The 24732-nt window shown below is 68.2% G+C and carries 15 protein-coding genes; 5 read left to right on the top strand and 10 right to left on the bottom strand.

Going from position 1 to position 24732, the window contains the following annotated elements; all coding sequences use genetic code 11:
* Positions 1 to 2: 2 nt before the first annotated feature.
* The 9 genes from NN2_RS11005 to NN2_RS11045 form a co-directional block, all read right to left on the bottom strand.
* The gene (locus NN2_RS11005) at positions 3 to 1025 is read right to left on the bottom strand and encodes an LLM class flavin-dependent oxidoreductase (protein ID WP_063012798.1); all 1023 of its coding nucleotides are present in this window, start codon (positions 1023 to 1025) and stop codon (positions 3 to 5) included.
* The gene (locus NN2_RS11010; RefSeq protein WP_063012799.1) at positions 1022 to 1846 is read right to left on the bottom strand and encodes a DUF1684 domain-containing protein; all 825 of its coding nucleotides are present in this window, start codon (positions 1844 to 1846) and stop codon (positions 1022 to 1024) included. The genes NN2_RS11005 and NN2_RS11010 overlap by 4 nt, the downstream gene beginning before the upstream one ends.
* 108 nt (positions 1847 to 1954) lie before the next feature.
* A complete protein-coding gene (locus NN2_RS11015) occupies positions 1955 to 3142 on the bottom strand; it encodes an NAD(P)/FAD-dependent oxidoreductase (protein ID WP_063012801.1) in 1188 nt (395 codons plus the stop codon).
* A gap of 97 nt (positions 3143 to 3239) precedes the next feature.
* A complete protein-coding gene (locus NN2_RS11020; RefSeq protein ID WP_063012803.1) occupies positions 3240 to 4940 on the bottom strand; it encodes a lipase family protein in 1701 nt (566 codons plus the stop codon).
* 537 nt (positions 4941 to 5477) lie between these two features.
* Positions 5478 to 6413: an ADP-ribosylglycohydrolase family protein gene (locus tag NN2_RS11025; protein ID WP_063012805.1), complete on the bottom strand. Its 936-nt coding sequence runs from the start codon at positions 6411 to 6413 to the stop codon at positions 5478 to 5480.
* Positions 6414 to 6520: 107 nt separating this feature from the next.
* Positions 6521 to 7957 carry an MFS transporter gene (locus NN2_RS11030; protein ID WP_082856899.1) on the bottom strand — a complete coding sequence of 479 codons (1437 nt, stop codon included), beginning with the start codon at positions 7955 to 7957 and terminating at the stop codon, positions 6521 to 6523.
* On the bottom strand, positions 7954 to 8637 hold the full coding sequence (locus NN2_RS11035; RefSeq protein WP_063012807.1) for a hypothetical protein: 684 nt from the start codon (positions 8635 to 8637) through the stop codon (positions 7954 to 7956). The genes NN2_RS11030 and NN2_RS11035 overlap by 4 nt, the downstream gene beginning before the upstream one ends.
* A 33-nt stretch (positions 8638 to 8670) precedes the next feature.
* Complete coding sequence (locus NN2_RS11040; RefSeq protein WP_063012809.1) at positions 8671 to 10077, bottom strand: condensation domain-containing protein; 1407 nt, start codon at positions 10075 to 10077, stop codon at positions 8671 to 8673.
* A 42-nt stretch (positions 10078 to 10119) separates the two neighbouring features.
* The gene (locus NN2_RS11045) at positions 10120 to 16563 is read right to left on the bottom strand and encodes a type I polyketide synthase (protein ID WP_082856900.1); all 6444 of its coding nucleotides are present in this window, start codon (positions 16561 to 16563) and stop codon (positions 10120 to 10122) included.
* A gap of 543 nt (positions 16564 to 17106) precedes the next feature.
* On the opposite strand from NN2_RS11045, the gene NN2_RS11050 reads away from it, so the two are divergent.
* The 5 genes from NN2_RS11050 to NN2_RS37090 all read left to right on the top strand — a co-directional run bounded on the left by NN2_RS11050 (position 17107) and on the right by NN2_RS37090 (position 22324).
* Positions 17107 to 19338 (top strand): MMPL family transporter, encoded by a 2232-nt coding sequence (locus NN2_RS11050; protein ID WP_063012811.1) that lies wholly within the window; start codon positions 17107 to 17109, stop codon positions 19336 to 19338.
* A 154-nt stretch (positions 19339 to 19492) separates the two neighbouring features.
* Positions 19493 to 20161 carry an HAD family hydrolase gene (locus tag NN2_RS11055; RefSeq protein WP_063012813.1) on the top strand — a complete coding sequence of 223 codons (669 nt, stop codon included), beginning with the start codon at positions 19493 to 19495 and terminating at the stop codon, positions 20159 to 20161.
* A gap of 179 nt (positions 20162 to 20340) precedes the next feature.
* Positions 20341 to 21288 (top strand): helix-turn-helix transcriptional regulator, encoded by a 948-nt coding sequence (locus NN2_RS11060; RefSeq protein ID WP_063012815.1) that lies wholly within the window; start codon positions 20341 to 20343, stop codon positions 21286 to 21288.
* 177 nt (positions 21289 to 21465) lie between these two features.
* A complete protein-coding gene (locus NN2_RS11065; protein WP_227462964.1) occupies positions 21466 to 22092 on the top strand; it encodes a PAS and ANTAR domain-containing protein in 627 nt (208 codons plus the stop codon).
* A 67-nt stretch (positions 22093 to 22159) separates the two neighbouring features.
* Positions 22160 to 22324, top strand: coding sequence for a hypothetical protein (locus tag NN2_RS37090; RefSeq protein ID WP_156511305.1), 165 nt, complete (start codon positions 22160 to 22162; stop codon positions 22322 to 22324).
* A 43-nt stretch (positions 22325 to 22367) separates the two neighbouring features.
* Here NN2_RS37090 and NN2_RS35740 read toward each other — a convergent pair whose 3' ends face one another.
* Positions 22368 to 24680 carry an MFS transporter gene (locus tag NN2_RS35740; RefSeq protein ID WP_063910729.1) on the bottom strand — a complete coding sequence of 771 codons (2313 nt, stop codon included), beginning with the start codon at positions 24678 to 24680 and terminating at the stop codon, positions 22368 to 22370.
* Positions 24681 to 24732: the final 52 nt, after the last annotated feature.

Here is a 24732-nt window from a genome sequence, read left to right on the forward strand (position 1 = left end):
AGCTAGGCGAACGCGGGTTTCCATCCCAGCTGCGGAGCGATCAACTCCACCGTGTCGTGCAGGATCTGCTCGTAGTCCGCGCGATGGAACTCGTAGGGCAGCTCGAGGCGTAGTTCGCTGGTTTGCGCGAGAACCGGATCGGCATGCAGCTGTTCGAGGATCTGCTCGGCGGTGCCGACGACATCCGGGGCGAACAACACCCGCCGCTCGCCCTGCGGGCCGAGCGTGCGCTGGTGCCGGCTCGCGGCGTAGGCGCGGTACCGCTCCCGGGTCGCGCGGTCGGCGCTGTCGAACGGGACGATCACCCGGCCGATCGCGACGCGCGCAGGTCGCGCCGGATCGATCCGCTCGCGATAATCGCTGATCAGTCCCAGCTGCGCGGTCGTGAAATCGTCACTGCGATCACCGAATACGATATTTCCGCTCAGCAGATTCAGTCCGCTCTCCGCCGCCCAGCGCACCGACCGGGTGCTGCCGCCGCCATACCAGACTCGGTCGGCCAGGCCGGGGCTGTGCGGCTGCAGCCGAGGGCGCTGGGTGTTACCCGGCGAGTGGATGACGGTGTCGGCATCACCGAGATAATGGCCGCGCAGATTCTCGATGAGCCGGGCCACCCGGCCGTAGGACAGGTCGAAGCCGCGCCAGTCACCATCGAAGACCAGATCGCCGATCAGCTCGGCGTGCGGCGGCGTCCCCGCGCTGAACCCCGGCTGCAAGCGGCCCTGGGACAACACATCGGCCAGCGACAGGTCCTCGGCCAGCCGGAACGGGCTCTCGTAACCGATCGGAATCACCGCCGCGCCCAACTCGACCCGATTCGTGCGCTGGGCGGCCGCGGCCAGGAAGACCGCCGCCGAACCGACACCGTGCTCGAGATGCCGCTGCCGGACCCACGCGCCGTCGAACCCGAGCCGCTCGCCGTATTCGAACAGCTGCAGCGTGTCCTCGAGGCCGGTGTACGGATCGTCGTCGAGGTAGTTGCCCGGGGTCAGAAACGCCAGCGAACCGATCCGCGGAGAACTCATCCCTGACGCTCGTAGGGGATCTTCTCCCCCGCCTCGATCGCGATCGGCAGCCGGTTCTCCGCCGGCGGCAGCGGGCAGGTCGCCAGATCGGTGTACGCGCACGGCAGATTCACCGCGCGGTTGAAGTCGAGCACCACCGTTGCGTCGGCATCGGGCGCCGGCACCTGTACCACCCGATTCACCGCGTAGGTGGTCACTCCGGAGGTCGCGTCGGTGAACAGCACCGACAGGTCGCCGGGGTTCTTGCCGGGAAAAGCGGTCAGGCGCAACGGCTTACCGTCGATCTCGAATTCGATCCGTCCCGGCGCGTCGTAGACGTGCTCGAGTCCTTCCACGGCGGCACCGACCGTCGTCGGACGCGGCTCCTGGAAGGCCACATAGCGTCCGCGCACCACCCATTTCGGCTCCGGCGCGAAGGCGGGGGTGCCGCGAAAAGCGGTGCGCAGCGGGTTGTTCGGATGCCGCGGCCGCACGATATCGTGGCCGCCACGTTTGGCGACCTCGATCACCGCGTCACCCCACACCGCGTTCACGCCACCGCGCTCGGGAACGATGCCGAACCCGTAGCGGCCACGCACCGGCGCGTCGTCGACGACCAGCTCTTCCCCCTCGTCGAGCACGACCACCACGCCGTCGGCCCCGGTCGACCAGGCGCCGGGCGCATCGTCGAAGCGCTGCGGCGTCTCGGTGAGCCAGTGCAGGCTCGTGATGGCGAGGAACCCGTGCCGATCGGACAGGTGCGCCTCCTGCCGCCGATGCCATTCCTGCCACTCGGTGGTGAAAGTGTCCGCATCGGCGGGCGAGGGTGCCTGAGTTGCCATGTCTCGATGTAAGCGGATGCCGCAGCCCGGGCACAGACTTACGCTCAGCCCGAACGCAATTCGCGTCTCGGCCGATGGCGAGCAGGGGGATGAAGCACGGCCGGTCACCTAGGCAACCGGCACGACCCTGCCCTCGCGGCGGGCCTCCAGCTGGGCCGGCCGGTGCTTGCCGTCGGAGAACCAGTGATGCGAGCCGGGTTTGCGCGCCTCGGTCGCCAGGTGCTTGATTCCTGCCTCACACGCGAATTCCTTGAGTTTCTTGCCGGCGAATCCGCCGAAGTACAGCCGCATGGCGGTCTCGTTCTTGTGACCGAGCTGGTAGATCCCGGCGTCCCGGCCGAAGCTGAGGCACATCGCGGGGAAGGCGAGGTCGACGGGTGCGGGCTGTTCACCCGCCATGCGGTGCAGCACCGTATCGGCGGCGTGTGCTCCCAGGCAGTACGCCGTGTAGGCGCTCATGCGGAACGGCAGATCCGAGGGTGCCGACGAATCACCCGCCGCGACGATGCGTTCATCGTCGACGCTGGTCAGTGTCTCGTCGGTGAGCAGCCGTCCGGCGGCATCGACGCTCAATCCGCTGCGAGCGGCCAGATCCGGTACGCCGAAGCCGGCAGCCCAGATGGTCACGGCACTGACCAGGGACCGGCCGTCGCCGAGTTTCACCACGTCCCGCCGGATCGCGGTGACGGTCGCATCGGGACCTTCGACGACCTTCACTCCGAGCTTCGCGAGGTACTTGTGGGCGGTGCGCCGCGCCTTCGGGTGCAGATACGGTCCGAGAACGCTGCCGCAGACCAAGGTGACCGTGCGGCCCTGCTCGGCCAGCTCGGCGGCGGTCTCGATCCCGGTCGGCCCGCCCCCGATCACCGTCACCGGGGCCGATGAGGGCGTATCGAACAGCACCGATCGCAGCCGTTGCGCCGCCTCCAGAGTCGCTACGGGATAGGCGAATTCGGCCGCGCCCGGCACCTGCGGCGCGGGGGTTCCACTCCCCACGGCGTAGATCAGATAGTCGTACCGGATGCTGCCGCCCTCGACCGAGTGCACGGTGCGCTCGGTTGGGTCGATCCGCGTCACGCTGTCGACGACCAGCCGCACCTTCTCGGCGAGGACGTCCTGGTAATCGACGACCGCCTCGTGAGTCGCGCCCACCAACTGGTGCAACCGCAGCCTCGGGACGAACACTCGGCGGGGGTTGATCACGGTCACCCGCACGTCGTCTCGCTGCGTCAGACGGTTGGCTGCCATCACGCCGGCGTATCCGCCGCCGATCACCACGACTTCGTTGTTGTTCATCGTCTTTCCTCCGTGTGCTGAGGGGTTCGGGCATAAGACGCCGCATCCCTCACGGCTGTGACAACGAGTGACGTGGATCACAAGCTACGGCCGGATGTCAGCGGTGCCGACGTGGATCGGCTCCACTCGGCTTTCGCCGTACGGGCGCTGCGGAGGGTTTCTCGGCCCGGGGGACGTCGCTGGGCGCACTGTTCGAGGCGCCCTGCGGTGCTGCGCCATCCGCGCGCGGCGCCACTTCGCAGGCGTTCGGCGCCGGGACACCCGACAACCGCTCACCCAGCCACTGCGTCGATCCGAGAAAGCCGTCGAAGTAGCCGAGGATGTGTTCCCCGCCCACGATGCTCTTCGTGGCCGGGACTCCCAGAGCACACTGTTCGGCATAGAACGCCTCGGCCTTCGCGACCGGCATCCAGGGATCGTGCACGCCGTTGTAGACATAGATCGGCATGCCGGCCTTCTTGCCTTTCAGACTCAACCGCCGGAACATCATGTCGGCGAATTCGGTGTGGAGCGGGTCGGCCATATTCGCCACGGCCGCAAAGGGTACGAAGACGCCGATGTCGGCCATGGTCGAACTGCACACGTCCTTGAGCGGGGAAATGGCCGCCCACTGCGCGAGATGATTCATGCGGCTGAGGATTTCGGGATGCTCTCGGGCCAGCGCGAGTGTCACGGTCATCATCAGTCCCGAGGCGTAGGTGCCGTCGAAGGTCTTCGCGAAGGATTCGTAATCGACGGGCAGACCGCCCATCGCGGCACCGGCCAGGTTGGGGGCCAGTTCCGGGGCGTATTCGCGCGAAAGCATCGCGGCGGCGTAGCTGGCGATGGCACCGCCGGAATAGCCGGTCATCGCGAACCGGCTCTCGCCGAACTCGTCCGGCATCAGACGCCGTACCGCACGCACGGTGTCGAGCATGATGTGGCCGGCCACGGTCGGCTCGGCATACGCCATCAACGGTCCCTCGTGATCCGGGATCACCACCGCGTAGTTCCGGCTCGCGGCCCACATCGTCGGTGAGGGGACGAAATCGTTGCCGGTGCCGCCGGTCGTGATGTCGAATCCGTGGGAGAACACGTAGCCGGGAGTGCAGCGCCGGTTGAGCGCGTTGATCGGCGGGGCGTTCAGCAGCACCGGCCGGCTTCCCGGCCCGGTCCACCGGCCGAACGGCAACAGCAGCGTCGCGGTCCCGAAGGACGGCGCGCCCGAGGAGTTCGTGGTCCGGAATTTCAGCTGTATCGCCCGCTGAACCGGCGTGAGCACCGTCAGGAAGACCATCGGCACCCCCGGCCAGCTGACGTCCCGCGATTCGATGACGTCACCCGGTGCGTACTGGGCGAGATTCGCCGGGGCCTGGTCGAAGAACGGATCCCCGGTCGGACTGGATTGAATCGCATTCCACAGCGCCTGCGGGTCCGACGCCCCGCCGGAATCTGAAGCAGCGGACCCGATCCCGGGCAGCACCGACGACGGCGCGGGAATGGTGTCGTCGAGCCATTTCTGGAACGCCGACGGCCCCGGATCCTTATGTGTGACTGCGGGATTCGGCTCCGAGGACGCAGCGTCCGGCTCACCGGCCGCCGGCGCTGGAGAAGTGGAGGCCGGCGGTGCAGCCGGACCCGAGGCTGGCGGCGCAGGCTGGTCGGTGGTCGACGGCGCCGCGGGACCGGACTCCGACGGCGCGACACGATCCGCGGTCGACTCGCCCGGACCGGACGCAGACGGCTCGGCACCGTCGGGCGCCGACGACGCGCCCGGACCGGACTCCGACGGCGCGACACCGTCGGAAGCCGACGGCACATCCGGACCGGACGCCGGAGGAACAGCCTGCTCGGGGTCGGACGACTCTCCGTGGTCGGATGCCGGCGGAGTTGTCGGGACGGCAGTGGTCGGGGCGGGGGTCGGCGACGACGGGTCGGCGGCCGCGGCAGCTTGCCCCAACGTCAGTGCACAACCCATCGCCAGCGTGACCGCAATGCCCCGTAGACATTTCACGACAACACACCCGTCCTGTCGGAGTGGTACTCGAACCGAAGGTCGTGCAGAAGTGGAGCAGTCCCGGCTATCCGGTATGCAAGGGCGCGCGTCGGCGGCGGCCGAGGCCGCACCGACCTTCGAAAGATAACCCCGGACCAGCGAGAATCGGTGGATCTGACGCGAAAATGCCCGGCACGTGTCCCTTCGAGCGCCATTGCACGCAACAACCGGTCGCTCTGCATTGAGGTCGAACGGATCGTGCAAACCTCGACGAAATTGCACGATTTCCGCATAACGCGACGCACTGTGCACGATTTGTTCGCGCTCCCATGACCGGCGAGCGCCGTCGCGGTACTGGCGTCACCCGGACAACGAATGTTCTCTCGGGCGGCGGCGCTCTGTCGCCCATGCGGGCAGTGCCTCGCGCGCCGACAGCCACTGCTCGGGTATCCCGCGTATCGAACCTCGGCAGCCGACTCCCGTGTACGCGGCCACGATCCCGCCGACGATCGCGGCCGTGGTGTCCACGTCCCCACCCGCTTCGACGCAGGCGGTGACCGCAGCCGGGTAGTCGCCGAGGAAGCTTGCGGCCACCCACAGGGTGAACGGGACCGTATCGTGCGCGCTGACCCGGGCGCCGTTGCCGAGTTCGTAGGCCGCTTCGGCCACGGATCTGCCGATCAATGTCCGCGCGCGACGGACACCGGCCGCGGTGCGCCCGTCGACCAGGTACGGCTCCACCGCATCCAGCAATTCGCCGGGCGCACAGTCCTTTCCACGAACCGCTGCGGCGTGGCCGGCCGCGACGGCGACCGCCATCGCGCCGACGATCGCTTCCGGATGACGGTGGGTGATCTCGGCGGAAAACGCTGCCTGCGCCGCCGCCCGCTCCGGATCCCCGGCGAAATAGGCCCCGAGCGGGGCGACCCGCATCGCCGCACCGTTGCCCCACGACCCGTTCCCGCCGAAAACCGCACCTGCCGCGTCGGCCCACGGCATGCCGTCGCGAATCTCGTGCAGCACAACGACTGTGCCCGGCCCGTAACCACGGTAGGGCTCACATCGTTCGGCGAACACGGCCGCGAGCGCGTCGCGGTCGATACGGCCGCGGTCGAGGACCTCCGTGTACACCGAACAGGCCATCTCGGTGTCGTCGGTCCACTGCCACGGAGGCGCCGGCGGTCGCCCGGCGTGAAGATCGGACACGGAGCGCCCGGGAACGAAGAACTGCGCACCCAGCGCATCACCAACGGATAAGCCCACAAGGCTGTCATATGCGGTATCGGAGTTCGGCATGCGCGAACAAGCGTGCCAACAAAAGACAGCTGCCGCAAGACTCGGGAGAGCCCACGTCCGGTGTGCCGCCGGATACCGAATGACAACCTGCACGCACGCCGGGAACCTCAGTTCAGGTGCTGTGCTCGCGGCAGAGCCAACGTCAGCGCTCCCAAACCGAACGACACCACGGCCAAGGCCAGCATCATGGTGATCGCGCCGTCGAGGGTGTGGGAGCGGAAGAACAGGGTGGTCAGCACTGCCAAACCCAGTGCGTTGCCGATCTGTTCGATGGTCGGGACGACTCCCGATGTCTCGGACATGTGGTCGGCGTTGAGGCCGGACAGCATGATCGGCTGGATTTGGACCGCGAAGATCCCTACTCCGAAACCGGCTGCGCACACGGCGGGGGTGGCGATGAGAGGGTTGGCGACGCCACTGGTCAGGTGGAGGTAGATCGCGCCGCCGGCCATGCAGCCTCCGTAGAGGGTGACGCCGCCGGCCAGGATCAGGATTCCCCACTGCCGGACCAGGAACAGAGACGCGATCGCTCCCGCGCCCGCTCCCAGAGCGAACAGCGTCATGACGATCGCCGTGTGCCACGGCGTGTAGCCGAGGACGTCCTGCATGGTGATGGAGGCGGCGAAGACGAAGGCGGTGAACAGGCCGAAGAAGACGCAGATCAGGATCGAGCCGATGCCAAAGCCTCTGTCGGAGAAGAGTTCCAGCCGCATCAACGGGTCGGCTCCACGGGACGAACGCCTGATCTGGTGGGCCACGAACAGGGCGCACACCACGACTCCGGCCAGGGCGAGGGCGATCGGCCGGGATTGCCAGCCGTGCTGTTGGACCAGGGCGAGGGCATAGACGAGCAGCAGAAGTCCGGCGCCCGACAATGCCGCGCCGCCGAGGTCGAGGCGCTCGGGTGACGCCGGCCGGCCGATCCGCAGATAGCGCCAGGCCAGGCCGAACGCGACCATGCCGATGGGAAGGTTGATCAGGAAGACCGTGCGCCAGCCCCAGCCGCCGATGTCGACGGTGAGTAGCGCGCCGCCGAGGATGGGGCCGAGCATGCCGGCGAAACCGGCCACCCCGCCGTACATGGCGAAGACCAGGGAGTGGCGTTCGCGCGGGAAACTGGCGATGAGGATGGCGATGGTCTGCGCCGCCATGCCCGCGCCCGCGGCGCCTTGCACTACGCGGGCTACGACCAATTCGGTGGCGCCGGTGGACAATCCGCACCACACCGAGGCAGCGGTGAAGGCCACCACCGAGGTGAGGAACATCGCGCGGCGGCCGACGACGGCCCCGAGTCGGGCGGCACTGAGCAACGTACAGGCGAAGGCCAGCGAATAGCCCGAGATGACCAGCAATTCCGCCGAGCGGGAAGCCCCCAGATCGGACGTCAACCGAGGCAGGGCGGTGTTCACGATCGTCACGTCGATCATTTGCATGAACACTGCGATCAGACAGCCGGCGAAGGCCAGCCACGCCGCCGATTCGGACGGTGACGAGCCGGGAAGCAGGACAACGCTTTCCGGTTCACCGACGGTGTTGCCCCTCATCCGGCCAGCTCGATCACGCTGCGCGGGGCGGACAACGCCAGTTCGGTCGGAAAACTCAAGCGCACCACACGATGTGGTGGCGCTATCTCGATCTGTGCGACGAACGGTGGCAGGAGCCCGCCGATCATCTTGTCCAGCAACATGTTCACCTGCCCGAAGCTGGGCCGCAGGCGCACCTGGCGGCATTCGATCTCGCCCGTGCCGACCACCGAGTCCGTGCGCTTGTCCACGCGCGCGACCAAAGGCCAGTGCACCGAGAAGGCCAGCCACGTATCGATCGACTGCACCGAGCCCTCGGTGAGGTCGAGCCCGCGCAACAGGGTCAGGCCGCCGACGATCGGCATGATGTCGGCGGGAAACGGCGTGGGTGCGCCGCCTATCGGGAGGTGGACGGTGTCGACGAAATGCGCCTCCTCGCGAGAGACGACCGCGCCACGAGAGCGGGTTTCGGCGCGGTAGTCCTCGGCGCGCAGAAATCCGTCGAGCCGGCCGAAGCGCTGGTCGACGGTCAGTTCCAGCTCGCCGTCGCCGCTCGATGCCTCGAGCAGCGTCCGGTAACCGCCGTTCTCGTGGGTGACGACGCTGGTCAGCTCGAAACCCGCACTGCGCCCGCCGGTTTCGACGGTGTACCGGCATTTCTCGCCGTCGGGTATGCCGGGGTCGCGAAAGAGGGTGGGCACCGTACCTCCTGAAACCACGAAACCTCCTGTAGTTCAGTTCGTTTCCGCGTCGCGGTCGATGATCGACGCGAAAACCGAGCGCATCGCCGCGATATAGCGCTCCACCGAGTCGTGGGCGACCGCGGTGTCGGGATAGATGACGCTCAGCGTGGTCCCGGACGGCAGCCGATTGACCCAGATCAGCGCCTCTTCCGACGCGGCACGGTTGGCGTAGACGCCGGCGGTGACCTCGTCGAAGAATTCGTGGCCCAGGAAGTCGCGGGCGTCGATGAACGAGATCATCGGTGTGACCCAGCCGGGTTCGGCCTTGATCTCCGAGTCGGCGGGCAGCAGTTCGAGCACCCGGTGGAACGAGGTGGGCGCCAGTCGCAGCCCGTTCTCGTAGGCGCGCTGGGCCAATTTCAGCGTGCGGGTGACGCGGGTGCCGGGGCCGACCGAAAAGGCCACCGGCACCAGCGTCACATACCAGCCGACCGAATTGCCCTCCGCCGCCGAGGTTCTCGTGCTCACCGGAGTCATCCCGAAGTAGTAGTCGGAATCGGTAAGATCGCGTTCGGCCAGGGCCGCCGCCGCGAAGACCCCGCCCACGAATTCCGCGTCATTGGCCCGGCAGACCTCCTCGAAGGCCAGCGCCTGCTGTTCGTCCAGCAGGGGCACCGTGCGATGCGCGCTGCGGTTGTAGCCGTCGGAGCGCTTGCCGAGGTCCAGCGGAAAGGACGGTAGCCGATTATCGTTGCCGTGCAACAACTGTAACCACTTCCGCACACCGGGTGAGGACAGCGTCAGGGTCTCGCTGTAGGCCCGCTCGGTGACGCAGTAGTTCAGATAACTCGCCGCCGGGGGCAGCGGCTCCGCCTCGCCGCCGAGTTCGGCCAGATACAGCTGCGCGAAATCGGAGGCGGACAGATACTGGCCGAGACCGTCGGTGTGCAGGTGGTCGACGGCGAGGTAGACCGTGGTCGCGTCGCCGTGTTCGATGGCTCCGAAGGTGAAGCAATCCCATTGGAACGGATCGGGAGTCGTCTTCTCGACGTGCTGACGGATCGCGGCCGGATCGTCGATCCACCCGTAGTCGATCGGAATGAAGTCGACCACGTCCTCGGGCACCAGATGCCGCCGCACGGTGCCGTCGGCGTCGATGTCGAACCAGGTCCGGAAGGTGTCGTGCCGCAACAGGAAGGTGTTGATGATCCGCGTCATCGCCTCCCGGTCCAGGCCACCGGTCGGGATCTGCGCGGTGGCCAGGCACAGTCCGGAGAAGCGGAAGTCGGCGGCGGCGTGCCGATTCGCCTGGCGCAGATACTGTTCCTGTTGCAGCGACGGCGGCGCCGGATGCACCGGGGCGGTCCGGGCCCGCGCCACCGCTTCCGGTGACGCGACCCAGGTGACCATCCGCCCCGGCGGCGGTGACCATTCGTCGATGAGTCCGAAGTCGACCACGACTACCTCATTTCCACCGGTGGGCATCGAAACGGCGGCCCATCAGCCGACTCCCGCCATCTCCGCGACCGCACCGGCCGGCGCGTCGGGGCCGCTCGACTCGGCCGCGGGCTGTGATCCGCCCGGGACGGTCCCGTCCACCGCCGCGGCCAGGGCAGCCGGATCCGGTTGAGCCCCACCGGGTTCGTGCGCCAGGATCAGCTCGGCCACCTTCGGTCCGGCCTGCTCCAGGCTGAACGAGCGGCCCATCTGCAACGACATCAGGTCGATGCCGAGCGTCTTGGTCACGCGTGCGCCGAGTTCGACCGCCATCAGCGAATCCAGACCCAGCTCCGGCACCGGAATCGTCATATCGATGGTGTCGACGTCCACGCCCATGACGACGGCCAGTTCGCCTGCCATCAGCCGGGCGATGTGCGGGCCGCGCTTGGACTCCTCCATCGCGGCCAGCTCCTCACGCAACCGGGCCAGCTCGGAGGTGTCCTTCGCCGAGGCCCGCGCGAGTGCGGCGGTGCGACCGGTGCGAGCCAGTTGCGGGAAGGTACCGGTGAGCTTGGCCCAGTCGGTCGGGATGACGGCCACGCGCGAGGCTCCCAGGCGCAGGCACTGTTCCAGATAGGCGGTGGCGTCGCCCATATCGATGGGGCCGAATCCGACCAGGTCCAGATATTTCTCGGAGGTCTCGTTCGCCGCCATGCCCCCGGCGCCGGACAGGTGGCCCCAGCCGACGCACAACGCCCGCTCCCCCGCCTGCGACCAGCGCAGCGCCAGCGATTCGACCGCGACATTGGCCGCGCAGTAACTGTATTGGCCGTAGATGCCGTACATCGACCCGCCCGACGAGCACAGCACGAACATGTCGAGGTCGATGCCCGCGTCGGCGACCGCCCGGTGCACGATCTGCGCGCCCAGCACCTTCGGCAGATAGACCTGTTCGAGCTGGCCGATTTCCATCTTGGCCAGATTGTTGTCCGCGACCGCACCCGCGGCGTGGAACACCCCGCGTAGCGGATGGCCGGCGCTGTGGATGCGTGCGATCGCGTCGGCCACCGCCTCGGCGTCGGTCACATCGAGCAGCTCCTCGACGATCTCGATCCCGATCGCGCGCCACGCCTCGAGCTGCCGGCGCGCCTCCTCGGTGGTCGCGCCGCGCCGCCCGGCCAGCACCAGCCGCCGCGCACCACGCAAGGTCAGCCAGCGGCCGATCGCCAGACCGAACCCACCGAATCCACCGGTAACCAAATACGTTGCGCTGTCGCTGATCTCGACATCCGGCAGGTACGGGCGCACCGGCGGTTCCGGCGCGTCCATGCGCAGCGCGATCCGGGCCGGCCGCGACGAGCGCAGCGTCTCCTCGAACGCCTTGCTCACCTCGGCGGTGTCGAACAGGTGGTACGGCAGGGGGCGGTAGGTGCCCTCGGTGACCTTCTCGAACACCCGTTGCAGCAGAGCCGCGAGCCGTTGCGGCTTCACCTTGACCAGGCGGTCGAGGTCCATCGAGAAGTACGACAGGTTCTTGTCGAAATTGGCCAGTTCCAGCAGGCCACCGGTGTAGATGTCGGCCTTGCCGACCTCGACGATGCGGCCGAATTCCGCTGCGGCGTTGAAGTTCTGGCGCAGAATCTCACCGGGCGCGCTGCTGACGATCACATCGGCGCCCGCTCCTCCCGTGATCGCGGCGACCTCGTCGACGAAGTTCAGCGACCGCGAATTCACCGCGTAGTCCGCCCCCATCGCGAGCACGTGGGCACGCCGCTCCGGGGTGCTGGCGGTGCCGATGATGGTGGCGCCGCGGGCCTTGGCGACCTGGATCGCGGCGGTGCCGACGCCGCCGGCCGCACCGTGCACCAGCACCGTCTCTCCCGGTTCCAGCCGGGCCAGATCCAGCAGGGCGTATTCGGCCGTGCCGAAGGCGATGATGCTGGTGCAGTGCCCCGGATCGGTGCCCTCGGGCAGGACGACCGCGAGCTGCCGGTCCACGACCGCGAAGCGGCGCATCATGCCCTTGGCGGCCACACCGACCAGATCCCCCTCCTCGACGTCCTCGACGCCGGGCCCGACCCGCACCACGGTGCCGACCCCCTCCATACCGGGCACGGTGCCGAAATACGTTGGAGCCAGCTCACGTTCGCCGAGCAACCCGATGACCTTCAGCGGATCCTTGTAGTTCAATCCGATGACCTGCATCCGGATCTCGATCTCGCCCGGGCCCGGTTCCACGCGCGGGCATTCCCGCCAGGCGAGTGCCGACAGCAGCCGGGTGCGCGGCATGTCGAGTTCGAAGTTGGCCTCCGGATCCGTCAGCGGCGCCGAGGTGTCCAGGACTTCCAGCCGTTCGGGCAGCGGTTTGGTGATCACCGTCGCCCAGCGTTTGCCGTCGCGCAACAGCACCTCGTCGCTGTTGTCGAGGGAGAAGGCGCCGGGCACCGCCAGTTCCGCCACGAGATCGGCGATCGGTGTCGCGGGTTCGGTGTCGACGAGCCGCCAGCGCAGTGCGGTCTGCTCGTTGAGCAGGACGCGCCGCGCGCCGGCCAATGCGGCCTGCCCGGTGTCGGGCACGGCGGAACTGCCGGGCAGGGCGAACGCGGATTCGGTGACCAGGGTGCAGTGCACGAGACCATCGCCGAAAATCGTTTGCGGAGTGCCGTTCTCGCTCGGCGGTTCGACGAATTCGGCGACAGCCACCGCGATGCGCTTGAGCGTCCACAAGTGCGCCACGTCGTCGGCGACCGCACCCGCGACCACGCAGATGTGCAACCGCCGAGTCGGCTCGCCGCGGGCGGCGCGCAGCTGCTCGACGAGCTCGGACTCCAGTTCCGGCCCGGTCGAATCCACCACGTGCAGGCGGGAATCCGGAAGCGCGGCCACCAATCGGTCGGCCCGTGCCGTCTCGCCGAGGCGGACTACCAGGGTAGTCACCGAACCGGCCTCGGCCAGTGCGGACGGGTCGATCGGATCGCGTTCCTCGAAGGTCTCGGTGTAGTAGAAGTCGGCCATCCGGTGCAGTGGATCGTCGCCGGGCCGCAGCGCGCCGATCTGCAGGCCGGACAGCCGGACCACCAATTTGTGGTCGGCGTCGAGCAGATCCACATCGGCACGCAGCCGCGCCTTCGGATCGCGCCGGGCCACCACGGTCACCGTCTCGGGCAACGCCGCCAGCAAGCGCACCGCACCCACGCCGACCGGAACCATCACGCCCTCGTCGATGCGTTCGTCGGCGAACAGCATGGCCGCGCACTGCATGGCGGCGTCCACGACCGCCGGATGCGCCAGATGGCCGGAATCCGCGGCGATCGAGCCGTCGACGGTCGCCACCACCACATCGCGGCCGACCCGCACCGAGGTGACCCGCCGGAACGACGGCCCGTATTGCAGTCCGGCCGCGGCCAGGCCCGTGTAGAACATCGCCGGGTCGACGTCGATGCCGACCTCGATCTCCGGAACATCGACCGTGGTCTGCTCGTGGCTGCCGGTGAGGGTGCGCCCGGAGGCGTGCACGGTCCACGCGGTACCGGTGGCACTGCGCGAGCGGATCAGGAACCGGCCGCTGGCCTCCTCGATACTCAGTGCCACCAGCGGTACGTCCGGGGCACCCATGATCAGCGGTGCGACGAACCGAACTCCCTCCAGCGCAACCTGTTCCGAGCCGATTCGCGACGTGGTGGCGCTCAGTGCCGCGTCCAGATACGCGGCCCCGGGCATGATCTTGATGCCGTTGACCACGTGATCCGACAGCCACGGCAGCAATTCGGTGCCGACCTGCAGCAGCCATTCCGGACGGCCTTCGACATCGGGATCGCCGAGCATCGCGTAGGAGCCGGGGGTGCCGAGGCGGGCCTGTTCGAACAGCGGCAGCGCCGAGTGCAGGCGGGTGCGCTGCCAGGGATAACGAGGCAGCGGCAGATGCGGAGTGGCCGGGCGATCGGGCGGGAACAGCAGATCGCGGTCGAGGACACCGGCGGCGTGCAGGCCGATCAGCGTGCGGCGCAGGCTGTCGGCATCCGCTTGTTCGCGGTCCAGCGTCGGCACCGTGGTCCCCTGCACATCGGCGCCGAGCAGGGCTTCGCGAATATTGCCCGACAGCACCGGATGCGGGCCGACCTCGAGGAAGATCCGATGACCCGCGCCGATCAGGGCGCCGACGGCATCGAAGAACCGGACCGGTTGCCGCACGTTCGACCACCAGTAGGACGCGTCCCAGTCGGCCTCGGCGACCCGCATACCCGTCACCGTCGAATACAGCGGCACGGTCGGCGTCCGGGGCTCCAGATCGGCCAGCACCGACCGCAATTCGGCCTCGATCGGCTCCATCAGGCGGCTGTGATACGGCACCTCCACCCGCAGGCGGCGGGCGAAAACGCCGTCCTCGGTGAGCTTTTCGGCCAGCAGATCCAGCCGGTCGGCGTCGCCGGAGAGGGTGACGGCGCTGGGACTGTTCACCGCCGCGATATCGATGCCCGGATCGTCGCCGATCAGTTCGAGGGCCTTGTCCTTCGGCAATCCCACCGCGAGCATGCCGCCGGTGCCGGCGGTGGTCGCCTGCAGCCGGGCGCGGTGGTAGGCCACCCGCACGGCGTCGCGCAGCGACAGCATGCCGCTCACATACGCCGCCGACACCTCGCCGACGCTGTGTCCCACGATGGCGGCCGGGGTGATGCCGTACTGCTCCAGCTCGCGCACGAGCCCGACCTGGACGAGGAAGTTGGCCGGCTGCGCGACGTCGGTTCGGGTGACGCGGGATTCGTTCTCCGGCTTGCGCAGTTCGTCGATGATCGACCAGCCCGCGAGGGCCCGGAACTCGGCATCGATCTCTGCCGCGGTCTCGGCGAACACACCACCGGCCGCGAGCAGTTCCCGTCCCATCCGCCAGTGCTGCGGGCCCATGCCGGAGAAGACGAAGACCGGTTCGGCCGCGCGCGACACGATGGTGCGGGACGCGTCGCGTCCCTCCCCCGCCGCGTAGCCGCGCAGCTCCCGCACCAGGTCCTCGGTGGAGTCACCGATCAGGACGCCGGTGCGGAACGCGTGGTGCGCCATCCGCGTCCACGCCGCCTCGGCGAGGTGATCGGGGTCGGCTCCCGCGGTGATCAGGTCGGCGAATCGTCCGGCCAGCGCGCGGGCCGCGGCGGTGCTGCGGGCCGAGATGGGCAGAATGCCGAGGTGGCGGTGCGGCACGGCGGGCGCCGGGGTGGTACCGACGTATTCCTGCAGGATCGCATGCGCGTTGGTTCCGCCGTAGCCGAAACCGTTGACCGCCACCGACATCGGGCCGGCGTCGGCGGGCAGCGGCTGCGCTTCGGTCTGCACGTGCAGGCCCAGTTCCTCGAAGGGGATATCCGGGTTCTGCTTGTCCAGCCAGCCCTGCGGGGGCAGCGTGCGATGTGTGATGGCCAGCGCCGCCTTGATCACACTGGCGACTCCGGCGGCGGCCTCGGTGTGACCGATCGTCGCCTTGACCGACCCGACGCCGACCGACTCGGTGCGTCCGGCGGGTGCGCCGAAAACCTTTCCCAGCGCGCGCAATTCGACCGGGTCGCCGACGAGGGTTCCGGTGCCGTGCGCCTCGAGGTAGGTGATCGACTGCGGCGCCAGACCCGAGCGTTCACAGACGGTGCGGGCCAGCGCCTCCTGGGAATCGACATTCGGCACCGTGATGGCGGTCGTGCGCCCGTCCTGATTCGAGCCGGTGGCCTTGACCACGGCGTAGATGCGGTCGCCGTCGCGCACGGCGTCGTCGAGTTTCTTCAGCACCACCACGCCGGCGCCCTCGCCGCGGCCGTATCCGTCGGCGGAGGCGTCGAAGGATTTGCAGCGGCCGTCGGCGGCGAGGAAGCCGCCCTTGCACATCAGCACGAAGGTTTCCGGCTGCAGCATCACGTTCACGCCGCCGGCCAGGGCCACCCGGCAGTCGTCGTTGTCCAGGGCCTGGCAGGCCAGATGAAAGGCCACCAGCGACGACGAACAGGCGGTGTCGACGGTGAGCGCGGGCCCGACCAGATTGAGCGCGTAGGCGATTCGATTCGACAGCATCGTGTAGGACGCGCTTGCCGGAGTGTGCATATCCGTGTGGAACAGGGCCGGCCCGACCACGCCGATCACGGACTGGTCGACCACGAATCCGCCGACGTACACCCCGACCGAGGAACCGGCCGCGCGGCCGGCCATCCCGGCGTCGTCGAGCGCCTCCCAGGTGACCTCGAGCATCAGGCGTTGCTGCGGGTCCAGCACCGTCGCCTCCCGCGGGGAGATCCCGAAGAAGTCGGGGTCGAACTGCCACGGGTCGACGGTCATGAAGGCGCCGCGTTTGGTGTAGCTGCGGCCCGGGGTGCGGGGTTCGGGGTCGTAGTACCTGCGGTAGTCCCATCGATCCGCCGGCATCTCGACCACGCCGTCGCGCTTGTCGACCACGAAGTCCCAGAATGTCTCGGGCGAGTCGATTCCGCCCGCGAATCGACAGCCGATACCCACAATTGCAATATCCGACACGAATATCCTCCGGTCTCGCGTTCAGAGGCCACCGGCTGATCTCGGCGACTCACTCGTCTCTCTGCGGTCCTGGGCATTGACCGATAGCGCCCACGCTATTGACCGCGATCGAGGAAGGAAGAGATTCATTGCAGTTTTGGACCCTCCAACCAACAGCGCGCGGCGAATTTGTGATCCCGCCCAGCGGCTGCACCGAAATGTTCGGCGCCGGCTACCCGGCCACTGAACCCACAGTGCCGCAACAGTATTCGGTACAATCTCCCACGGCCGACCGGCCCTCACGGAGGGCTTTGCTCACCACTCACAAGAGCGACGGGCCGCGATTATGATCCGTCGGTAAATTGCTGTACATCGGCCGAATTCGCGCGTAACCCGTCCTATCTTTCCTCGAACGCTCATTTTCTTCAGGGAGCTGTCGGCCGTCCCCACGGCGATACGGCGGTTAATTTCCGGAAATTCCGCCGAAACTCCAGGTCCGGTCTCTCGGCGAGCGTCGCGAAACGACAGCCGAACCGATCCGCGCAAACAGTTGGGAGCCGGCACTTGTCCGCCGAATCGAATCACTGGGCCGATGTCGTGCTGCGTCGGCGGTTCACGGTGATCGGTGTGCTGGTGACGGGCCTGCTCGCCCTCGGCTGGTACGGGCTCGGCCTCGGCGCGCATCTCAGCTCCAGCGGCTGGGACGATCCGTCCTCGGAATCGGTGCGGGCCGCGCACGTCCACGAGCAGATCTTCGGGCGCGACCACAGCGCCGACGTGGTGCTGCTGTATCACGCGCCGCCCGGCACGACGATCGACGATCCGGCCTTCGCCGCGCCGATCGTGGCGAGCCTGAACAGTCTGCCCGATCGCTACCCGCGGCAGATCGACCGCGTGAACGGCGCGTACTGGCCCACGAGAACGGGTGTGGCGCTCCCGGATGTGTTCGGCTCCGCGGACCGTGAGCACGCCTTCGCCTCGATCGCCATCCACGGCGACAACCCCACCGAGCAGATGCGCAACTTCCGAGCCGTCGCGCACGCCTTCGATGTGCCGGGAGTGAATATGGAGGTCGCCGGCGGGCAAGCGGTCGCCGGCGCACTGAACGACACCATGGCCCACGATCAGCAGCGCATGGAACTGTTCGCGATTCCCGCGGTGGCGGTGCTGCTGTTCTTCCTCTTCGGCGGTGTGGTGGCGGCGGCGCTGCCGTTGATCGTCGGCGGGCTCACCGTGCTCGGCGCCTGGGGGCTCATCCGCTTGCTGACCACCGTCACCGAGGTGAATTCCTTCGTCTCGCCGGTGGTTTCGATGGTCGGGCTGGGCCTGGCCATCGACTACGGACTGTTCGTGCTGAGCCGGTTCCGCGACGAACTCGCCGACGGCCGCGAGGTCGACGACGCGGTGCGGCGTGCCGTGGCGACCGCGGGCCACACCGTGATGTTCTCCGCGACCATCGTGGCCGTGGCCGCCGCCGGAATTCTGGTGTTCCCGCAGGGTTTTCTGCGCTCGTTCGCCTATGGCGCCATCATCACCATCTCGCTGGCCGCGTTCACCTCGGTCACGCTGCTGCCCGCGATGCTGGCGGTGCTCGGCCACCGGGTGGACCGCTTCGGCGTCTCCTGGTTTCGCCGGACCACGCCACCGGGCCGGGTTCCGGACAATCTCTGGGGGCGAATCGCCGACCGTGTGATGAAAAGGCCGCTGCTCGTGACGGTTTCGGTGGTAATCGGATTGCTGGTGCTGATCGCGCCGATCCGGGATCTGGCCTTCGGCGCGATCAACGAACGGTTCCTGCCACCGGACCATCCGACGCGGCTGGCCCAGCAGCACTTCGACGAGATCTTCCCACTGCGCCGCATCAACCCGATCGACCTGGTGCTGATCACCTACGACCCCGCCGCCGCGGACACCGTGCTGGCCGAGGCAGGCCACGCCCCGGGCCTCGCGGCGCCGTTCCCCGCCTGGCTGCAACGGCCCGCGCAGTCCAGCGTTCTCACCACGCAAACGGTGCTCGCGCCCACCGCCGACAAGGACGCGGCGATCGATTACCTGCGTTCGATGCCGCTGCCGAAGGGCGCCACCCTGTTCGTCGGTGGGCAACCCGCCATCGAGAAGGACAGTATCGACGCCCTCGTGCACCGGATACCGCTGGTGGTCGTCCTCGTATTCCTCGCCACCACCGCCCTCATGGCATGGAGTTTCCGGTCGCTGGTGCTGCCGTTGAAGGCCGCCGCGCTGAACCTGCTCGGGCTCGGCGCCACGGTCGGCATCCTCACCTGGATCTTCATCGACGGGCACGGCGCCGGGCCGCTCGGCTTCACCCCGCAACCGATCATGGCGCTGGTCCTGGTGGTGATCGTGTCGGTGATCTACGGGTTGTCCACCGACTACGAGATATTCCTGCTCTCCCGCATGGTCGAGGCGCGAGCCGCGGGCGCGTCCACCCGCGAGGCGATCCGCGCCGGCGTCGCCCACACCGGGCGCATCATCACCGCAGCCGCCCTGATCCTGCTGGTCGTCACCGGCGCCTTCGCGCTGTCGGATCTGGTGATGATGCAGTACATCGCCTTCGGCATGGTGGCCGCGCTGGTCATCGACGCGACGATCCTGCGCGTGCTGCTGGTTCCGGCGACGATGCGCCTGCTAAGCGACGCCTGCTGGTGGGCGCCGCGCTGGTTGCGCCGCGAACCGGGGCGGACGGCCGCGGACCACGAAGCCGACGTCGGGACAGACACTTTCGCGGACACCGACGACGCGCCTTCGCTGCCCGCGCCGGTGGCGAGCAACCGGTGACCGGTTGTGGCCATTTCGTTTCCGGTGCCCTGGTAGTGGCCAGTTGCCGACTCCGGCGAGGATGTCCGCCGCCGCATCGAGGGTCTCCTCGGTACAGTGGCGTCTGGTCTCGAATGGCTCGTCGCGCAGGCTTGTACCGGAAGAAGGAGATGCCGTGCCCGAACCCGCAGCCGTCCTCTTCGACATCGACGGCACGCTCGTCGACTCCAACTATCTGCATGCCGTGACCTGGCATCGAGCCTTCCGCGAGGTCGACGCGGACGTGCCGATCTGGCGGATCCACCGCAGTATCGGCATGGACGGCGACGAACTGCTGCGCACGCTCGCCCCCGACCTCGACAGCGAGACCGCCGATACCGCGAGCGATCTGCACAGCCGCTACTACCTCGACCGCGCCGACGAGTTGACCCTGCTGCCCGGCGCCCGCGAGATCCTGCGGCATCTGCACGACGCGGGTTTGCGGGTCGTCCTCGCCACCTCCGCACCGCCCGACGAATTGGCCCGATTGCGCGACCTGCTCGATGCCGAGTCCTGGTTGTACGCGGTGACCGGCGCCGAAGACGTGGAGACGGCCAAACCCGACCCGACCATCGTCCAGGTGGCGCTGGACCGGGCCGGGGTCACGCCGCAGCGAGCGGTGTTCGTCGGCGATACGGTCTGGGATATGCGCGCCTGCACGAAGCTGGGCGTGGCGGCCATCGGCGTCCTGAGCGGCGGAATATCCCGCGGCGAATTGACGGCCGACGGTGCGGCATACGTCTGCGACGATGTCGACCATCTGCGCCGTGACCTGCGTCGCAGCCCGCTCGCGTCACTTCTCTGATCGTTTCCGGCGCCAATTCGTTACTGCCTCGAGAATCATGTCACCGTCGGGTGACACGACGCGCGCTGCGGCAACACTATGGACAAGTAGGCTTCGAATTCCGCACGGCGCGGCCTGGACCAGGCGACCGTGCCCGGAGCAGTGGCAGTGGCAGTGGCACAGCGGAGGATCACCGATCGATGACAGAAGAGTTCGACAGCGAGAGCTTGGCTGCCACCGAGCAATTTCTGAACCGGAACTACACGACCATGGAGATCGGCAATGCCACGGAGGTCCCGGTTCGCAGCCGGATCGCGCGCGACATGCTGGGCCAGGTGAGTCTCGACCGGCTCGAACTCGGATTCGATATGAGCTACGACGCCGATCCGCTGAACAAGATCTGCCTGATCGGGGTCGAAGCCGGATGGGTCGAGGAAGAATACGTCGACGCGGGCAACGATACGTTCGGGCCCGGCGAGATCGGAATTCTGACCCCGCCGGACCTGCCGTACTCCGGTGTCGTCCACCGGGCCGACTTCACCATCACGATGTTCGATCCGTCCCTGCTCGGCAGAGTCGCCTCGGGGAATCGGCCCGGAACCGCGGAGGTGGCCCTCACGAGCCATCGCACCGTCACTCCGGAGGCCGGCCATCGGCTCACCGCGGTCATCTCGCACATGCAGCAGCTCGCCGCCTCCTACGACGGTGACGTGCCGCCACTGGTGGCGGCCACGGCGTCGCAATATCTGGCGGCGACCGTACTGCACGCGTTTCCGAATACGGCCGGGCTCGAGGCGACCCCGGTCGATCGCCGAGACGCGCATCCGCTCACTGTGCGCCGCGCGATCGCGTACATGGAATCCCACATCCACGAGGACATCGCGGTGACCGACATCGCGGCGGCGGCCTATGTGACCGTGCGGGCGCTGCAGATCGCATTCCGCCGGCACCTGGACACCACGCCGACCGCGTATCTGAAGCGGATGCGGCTGCGCGGCGCCCATGAAGACCTGGTCGCGGGCAGTGCGGACGACGGCGACAGCGTGGCCGGCATCGCCGCCACATGGGGTTTCGGCCACCCCGGTCGTTTCGCCGCGCTCTACCGCCGCCACTACGGCCGCTCACCCGCCGCCACACTCGCCGGCTGAGCGCTGGACCGGGGCATATGCCGGTACAGGGCGTCCTCAGGACGGAAAACGAACGATTCAGTCCACTGTGCGTTCGAACGCGGGCAGCGGGCTCTACGCGTGAACATAATGATGCTTGTGCATAGAACGGACCCCCTTGCCGACCACACGACACCCGTGACCAGCGCGTCCGGCCGGATGCCGCAGGTCGGGTCGTTCCGGTTCTGGTTCGCCACCCGTCGCTGGGAATGGTCGGAGGAGGTGTACCGGATGCACGGGTACACCCCCGGCGGAGTCGTCCCGACCACGGAACTGCTGCTCGCGCACAAACATCCGGACGACCGCGAGGAGGTCGCCAAGACCATCGCCCGCGCGATCGAATTGGGCGAATCGTTCTCCAGCCGGCATCGGTTCGTCGATACCGCGGGCACCGTGCACAACGTAATGGTCGTCGCCGACCGGATCTTCGACGACGCCGGGCAGGTCGCCGCTACCGCCGGTTTCTACATCGACCTCACCGACACCCTCGCCGAGAACGAACGCGAAACCCTGTCCGCGACGCTGCCCGACGTGATCGAGAACCGCGCGGTGATCGAACAGGCCAAGGGCGTGCTGATGCGCATGTACCGCATCAACGCCGAGCAGGCGTTCAAGGTCCTGGCGTGGCGCTCGCAGGAAACCAACACCAAATTGCGTGATCTCGCCGCCCAGATCATCGAGGAACTTCCCCTCGTCGCGCCGCCGGCACCGGAGACCATCACCGCCTTCGACCACCTGCTGCTCACCGTGCACACCCGCATCCCGGGCGCGAAGGTCGGCGGCTAGCGGCGAGTTTGCCGACGCGCCGCCCGGGTATTACGCAGCGACCGCTTCGCACACCCGGAGGTGCTCGATGTCCGAACGATTCGACGACCAGAGCCGGCCCGCGAATCCGGAGCGCGAGGACGTCTCGCTCAGCGACTCGCCCGTGACCAACCGCAAGAGCCCGCTCCTGCTGGTGGTCACCATGATCATCGTGCTGGTCGTCATCGTGGTGCTGTTCGTGGTGCTGGGCTGAACGGTGGGGATGTCGCCGTCACACCCGCAGATCGAGGCCTGACTCAGCCGCAGCGCACGGATGCCGACCCGTCGTAGCCGAGTTCCACATCGTGGGTGATCCGGCCCACTCCAACGGTGACGGTGCTGCTCACCGAGGGATATCCGCGCGCCACCACGGTGTAGTGACCGGCGGGCAGATCCGAGACCACGTAGCGGCCGTTGTGGTCGGTGCGAGCGGTGGAGATCCGATCGCCGCCGGCGTCCAGAACGGTCACCTCGGCGTTGGCGACCGCCTTGCCCTGCGCCTGGACGGCGCCGGCCAGGGTTGCCATCGGTTCCAGGTCGACGTCGTGGTGCAGCAGTCCGCTGTCGGGGATGGTGAGGGTGACCGCGGTGGGGTGCATCCGGTCGGCGACCACGACCAGGGTGTGGGTACCCGACGCGACGCCGCCGCAGCTGTAGCCGCCGTCGCCGCCGGTCACCGCTGCCCCGATCACCTCTCCGAGTGGGTCGGTGAGGGTAACCGTCGCTCCCGCAACGGGTTTCCCGTCACCGGCGCGGCGGACGGTGCCGGTAAGCTCGCCGGAACTCGGCAGCGTCAGATCCACGGTCTGGGCCACGGCGCCGACGACGACGGTGACGGCCACCGGGCGATGCGCGGCGGCGGAGGCGATCAGCACATAGCTGCCGGGCGCCGGGGCGGGGAGGCGGTAGCTGCCGTCGGCTTCGCCCGTGGCGCGCGAAACCTGGTGTCCGCGTTGGTCGATCAGCGTCAGCGCCACATCCGGCACCGGCCGGCCGTTCTCGCGCCGGACGCTGCCACCGATGGCCCGGTCGTCGCCCGCCAGATCCACCGCCTGCGGCGCCGACACACCCGCGATTCCGGCGGCCACCGCACTACCGTGCGGCGCGGCAGCCGGTTCCGGGTCCGACAGCTCCGCCGTCTCCGCGATGCCGTCCGATTCCGCGGCGACGGCCTGCGGCGCATGCGCGCGCACCGACGGAATGATCACCGCCGCCAGTGCGGCGAGCACGGAAACGCCGGCCAGGAACCAGAAGACCCGGGAGTACCCGGCATCCGCCGGCAGCCCGTGCGCGGTGGTGGCACCCGAGGTCAGCAGCACGGCCGACACCGCGCTGCCGATCGCACCGCCGACGGTGCGGACGTTGGCGTTCATTCCGGTGGCCGCGCCCGTCTGGGCGGGCGGCACCGCGGCGACGATGATGGCCGGCATCGACGAGAAGGCCAGCCCGATACCGACACCCAGCAGCGCACCGGCCAGGTAGATCTCCCAGCTCTGGTCATGCCCGACGGCGAGCATCACGAACGCCGGGACGGTGATGACGCTGCCGATCAGCACGATCGCCTTGGGGCCGATGCGCGCCGCCAGCGGCCCGATCGACAGGCCGATCACGAACATCGCGACCGACAGCGGCAGCATGTACAGCCCGGACTGGGTGATGCCGGCGCTCAGGCCGTATCCCGCAATCGCTTTCGGGGTCTGCAGCAGCTGCGGCAGGAAGGTCATCATGGCGTACATTCCGGCGCCGGTCAGCACGGCCACCAGGTTCGTGGTCCACACCGCCGGAATCCGCATGGTGCGCATATCGATCAGCGGGGTGGTCGATTTCAGCTCGACCACGATCCAGGCGGCCGCCGCCACGACGGCCAGCGCGAACAGGCCGAGCGTCAGCGCCGAACCCCAGCCCCAGGACGGCCCCTTGCTCACCGCGAGCAGCAGCGCCACCAGCCAGGCCGACAGGAGAATCGCCGCGCCCCAATTGATATTGCCTGGACTGCGCACCGGTGATTCCGGCACGAACACTATCGCGGCCACCGCGGCGATCGCGGTGATGATCATCGGCACCCAGAACAGCCAGTGGTAGTTCAGATGTTCGACAATCGGGCCCGCCAGCACCAGCCCGAGCCCGGAGCCGACGGCGATGAGCGAGGAGGCGATCCCCACCGCGCCGTGCAGCTTCTTCGCCGGGAACTCGTCGCGAATGATGCCGAATGCCAACGGAATCACGCCACCGCCCAGGCCCTGGATCACCCGCGCCACGATCATCACCCCGACCGATTCGGTCAGCGCCGCGATCAGCGAGCCGACCGTCAGCGCGACCAGGGTGACGACGAGCATGCGTTCCTTGCCGACCTTGTCGCCGATCCGCCCGAGAATCGGCGTCGCCACCGAGGCAGAGAGCAGATATCCGGTCATCAGCCAGGTCGCGGTGCTCTGCGTGGTGTGCAGCGCCGGAATCAGCAAGGCCAGTACCGGAACGACCATCGACTGCAGCAGCGCGTAGGCGGAGATGCCGAGCAGCAGCACCGCGAAGACGACGTTGTAGTGCGGGCGGGATTTGACGCGCGCCACGGGTGGTTTCCTCCCCACGAGACGGAAGTGGAGTGAATCTCCGGTTAGAAAC

It is taken from the genome of Nocardia nova NBRC 15556 (assembly GCF_001613005.1).
Lineage (GTDB): Bacteria > Actinomycetota > Actinomycetes > Mycobacteriales > Mycobacteriaceae > Nocardia > Nocardia nova.

Excerpts from the sequence above, each read along its gene's own strand:
- NN2_RS11005 (WP_063012798.1), bottom strand. The coding sequence starts at position 1,025 with ATGAGTTCTCCGCGGATCGGTTCGCTGGCGTTTCTGACCCCGGGCAAC.
- NN2_RS11010 (WP_063012799.1), bottom strand. The coding sequence starts at position 1,846 with ATGGCAACTCAGGCACCCTCGCCCGCCGATGCGGACACTTTCACCACC.
- NN2_RS11015 (WP_063012801.1), bottom strand. The coding sequence starts at position 3,142 with ATGAACAACAACGAAGTCGTGGTGATCGGCGGCGGATACGCCGGCGTG.
- NN2_RS11025 (WP_063012805.1), bottom strand. The coding sequence starts at position 6,413 with ATGCCGAACTCCGATACCGCATATGACAGCCTTGTGGGCTTATCCGTT.
- NN2_RS11030 (WP_082856899.1), bottom strand. The coding sequence starts at position 7,957 with ATGAGGGGCAACACCGTCGGTGAACCGGAAAGCGTTGTCCTGCTTCCC.
- NN2_RS11060 (WP_063012815.1), top strand. The coding sequence starts at position 20,341 with ATGACAGAAGAGTTCGACAGCGAGAGCTTGGCTGCCACCGAGCAATTT.
- NN2_RS11065 (WP_227462964.1), top strand. The coding sequence starts at position 21,466 with ATGCCGCAGGTCGGGTCGTTCCGGTTCTGGTTCGCCACCCGTCGCTGG.
- NN2_RS37090 (WP_156511305.1), top strand. The coding sequence starts at position 22,160 with ATGTCCGAACGATTCGACGACCAGAGCCGGCCCGCGAATCCGGAGCGC.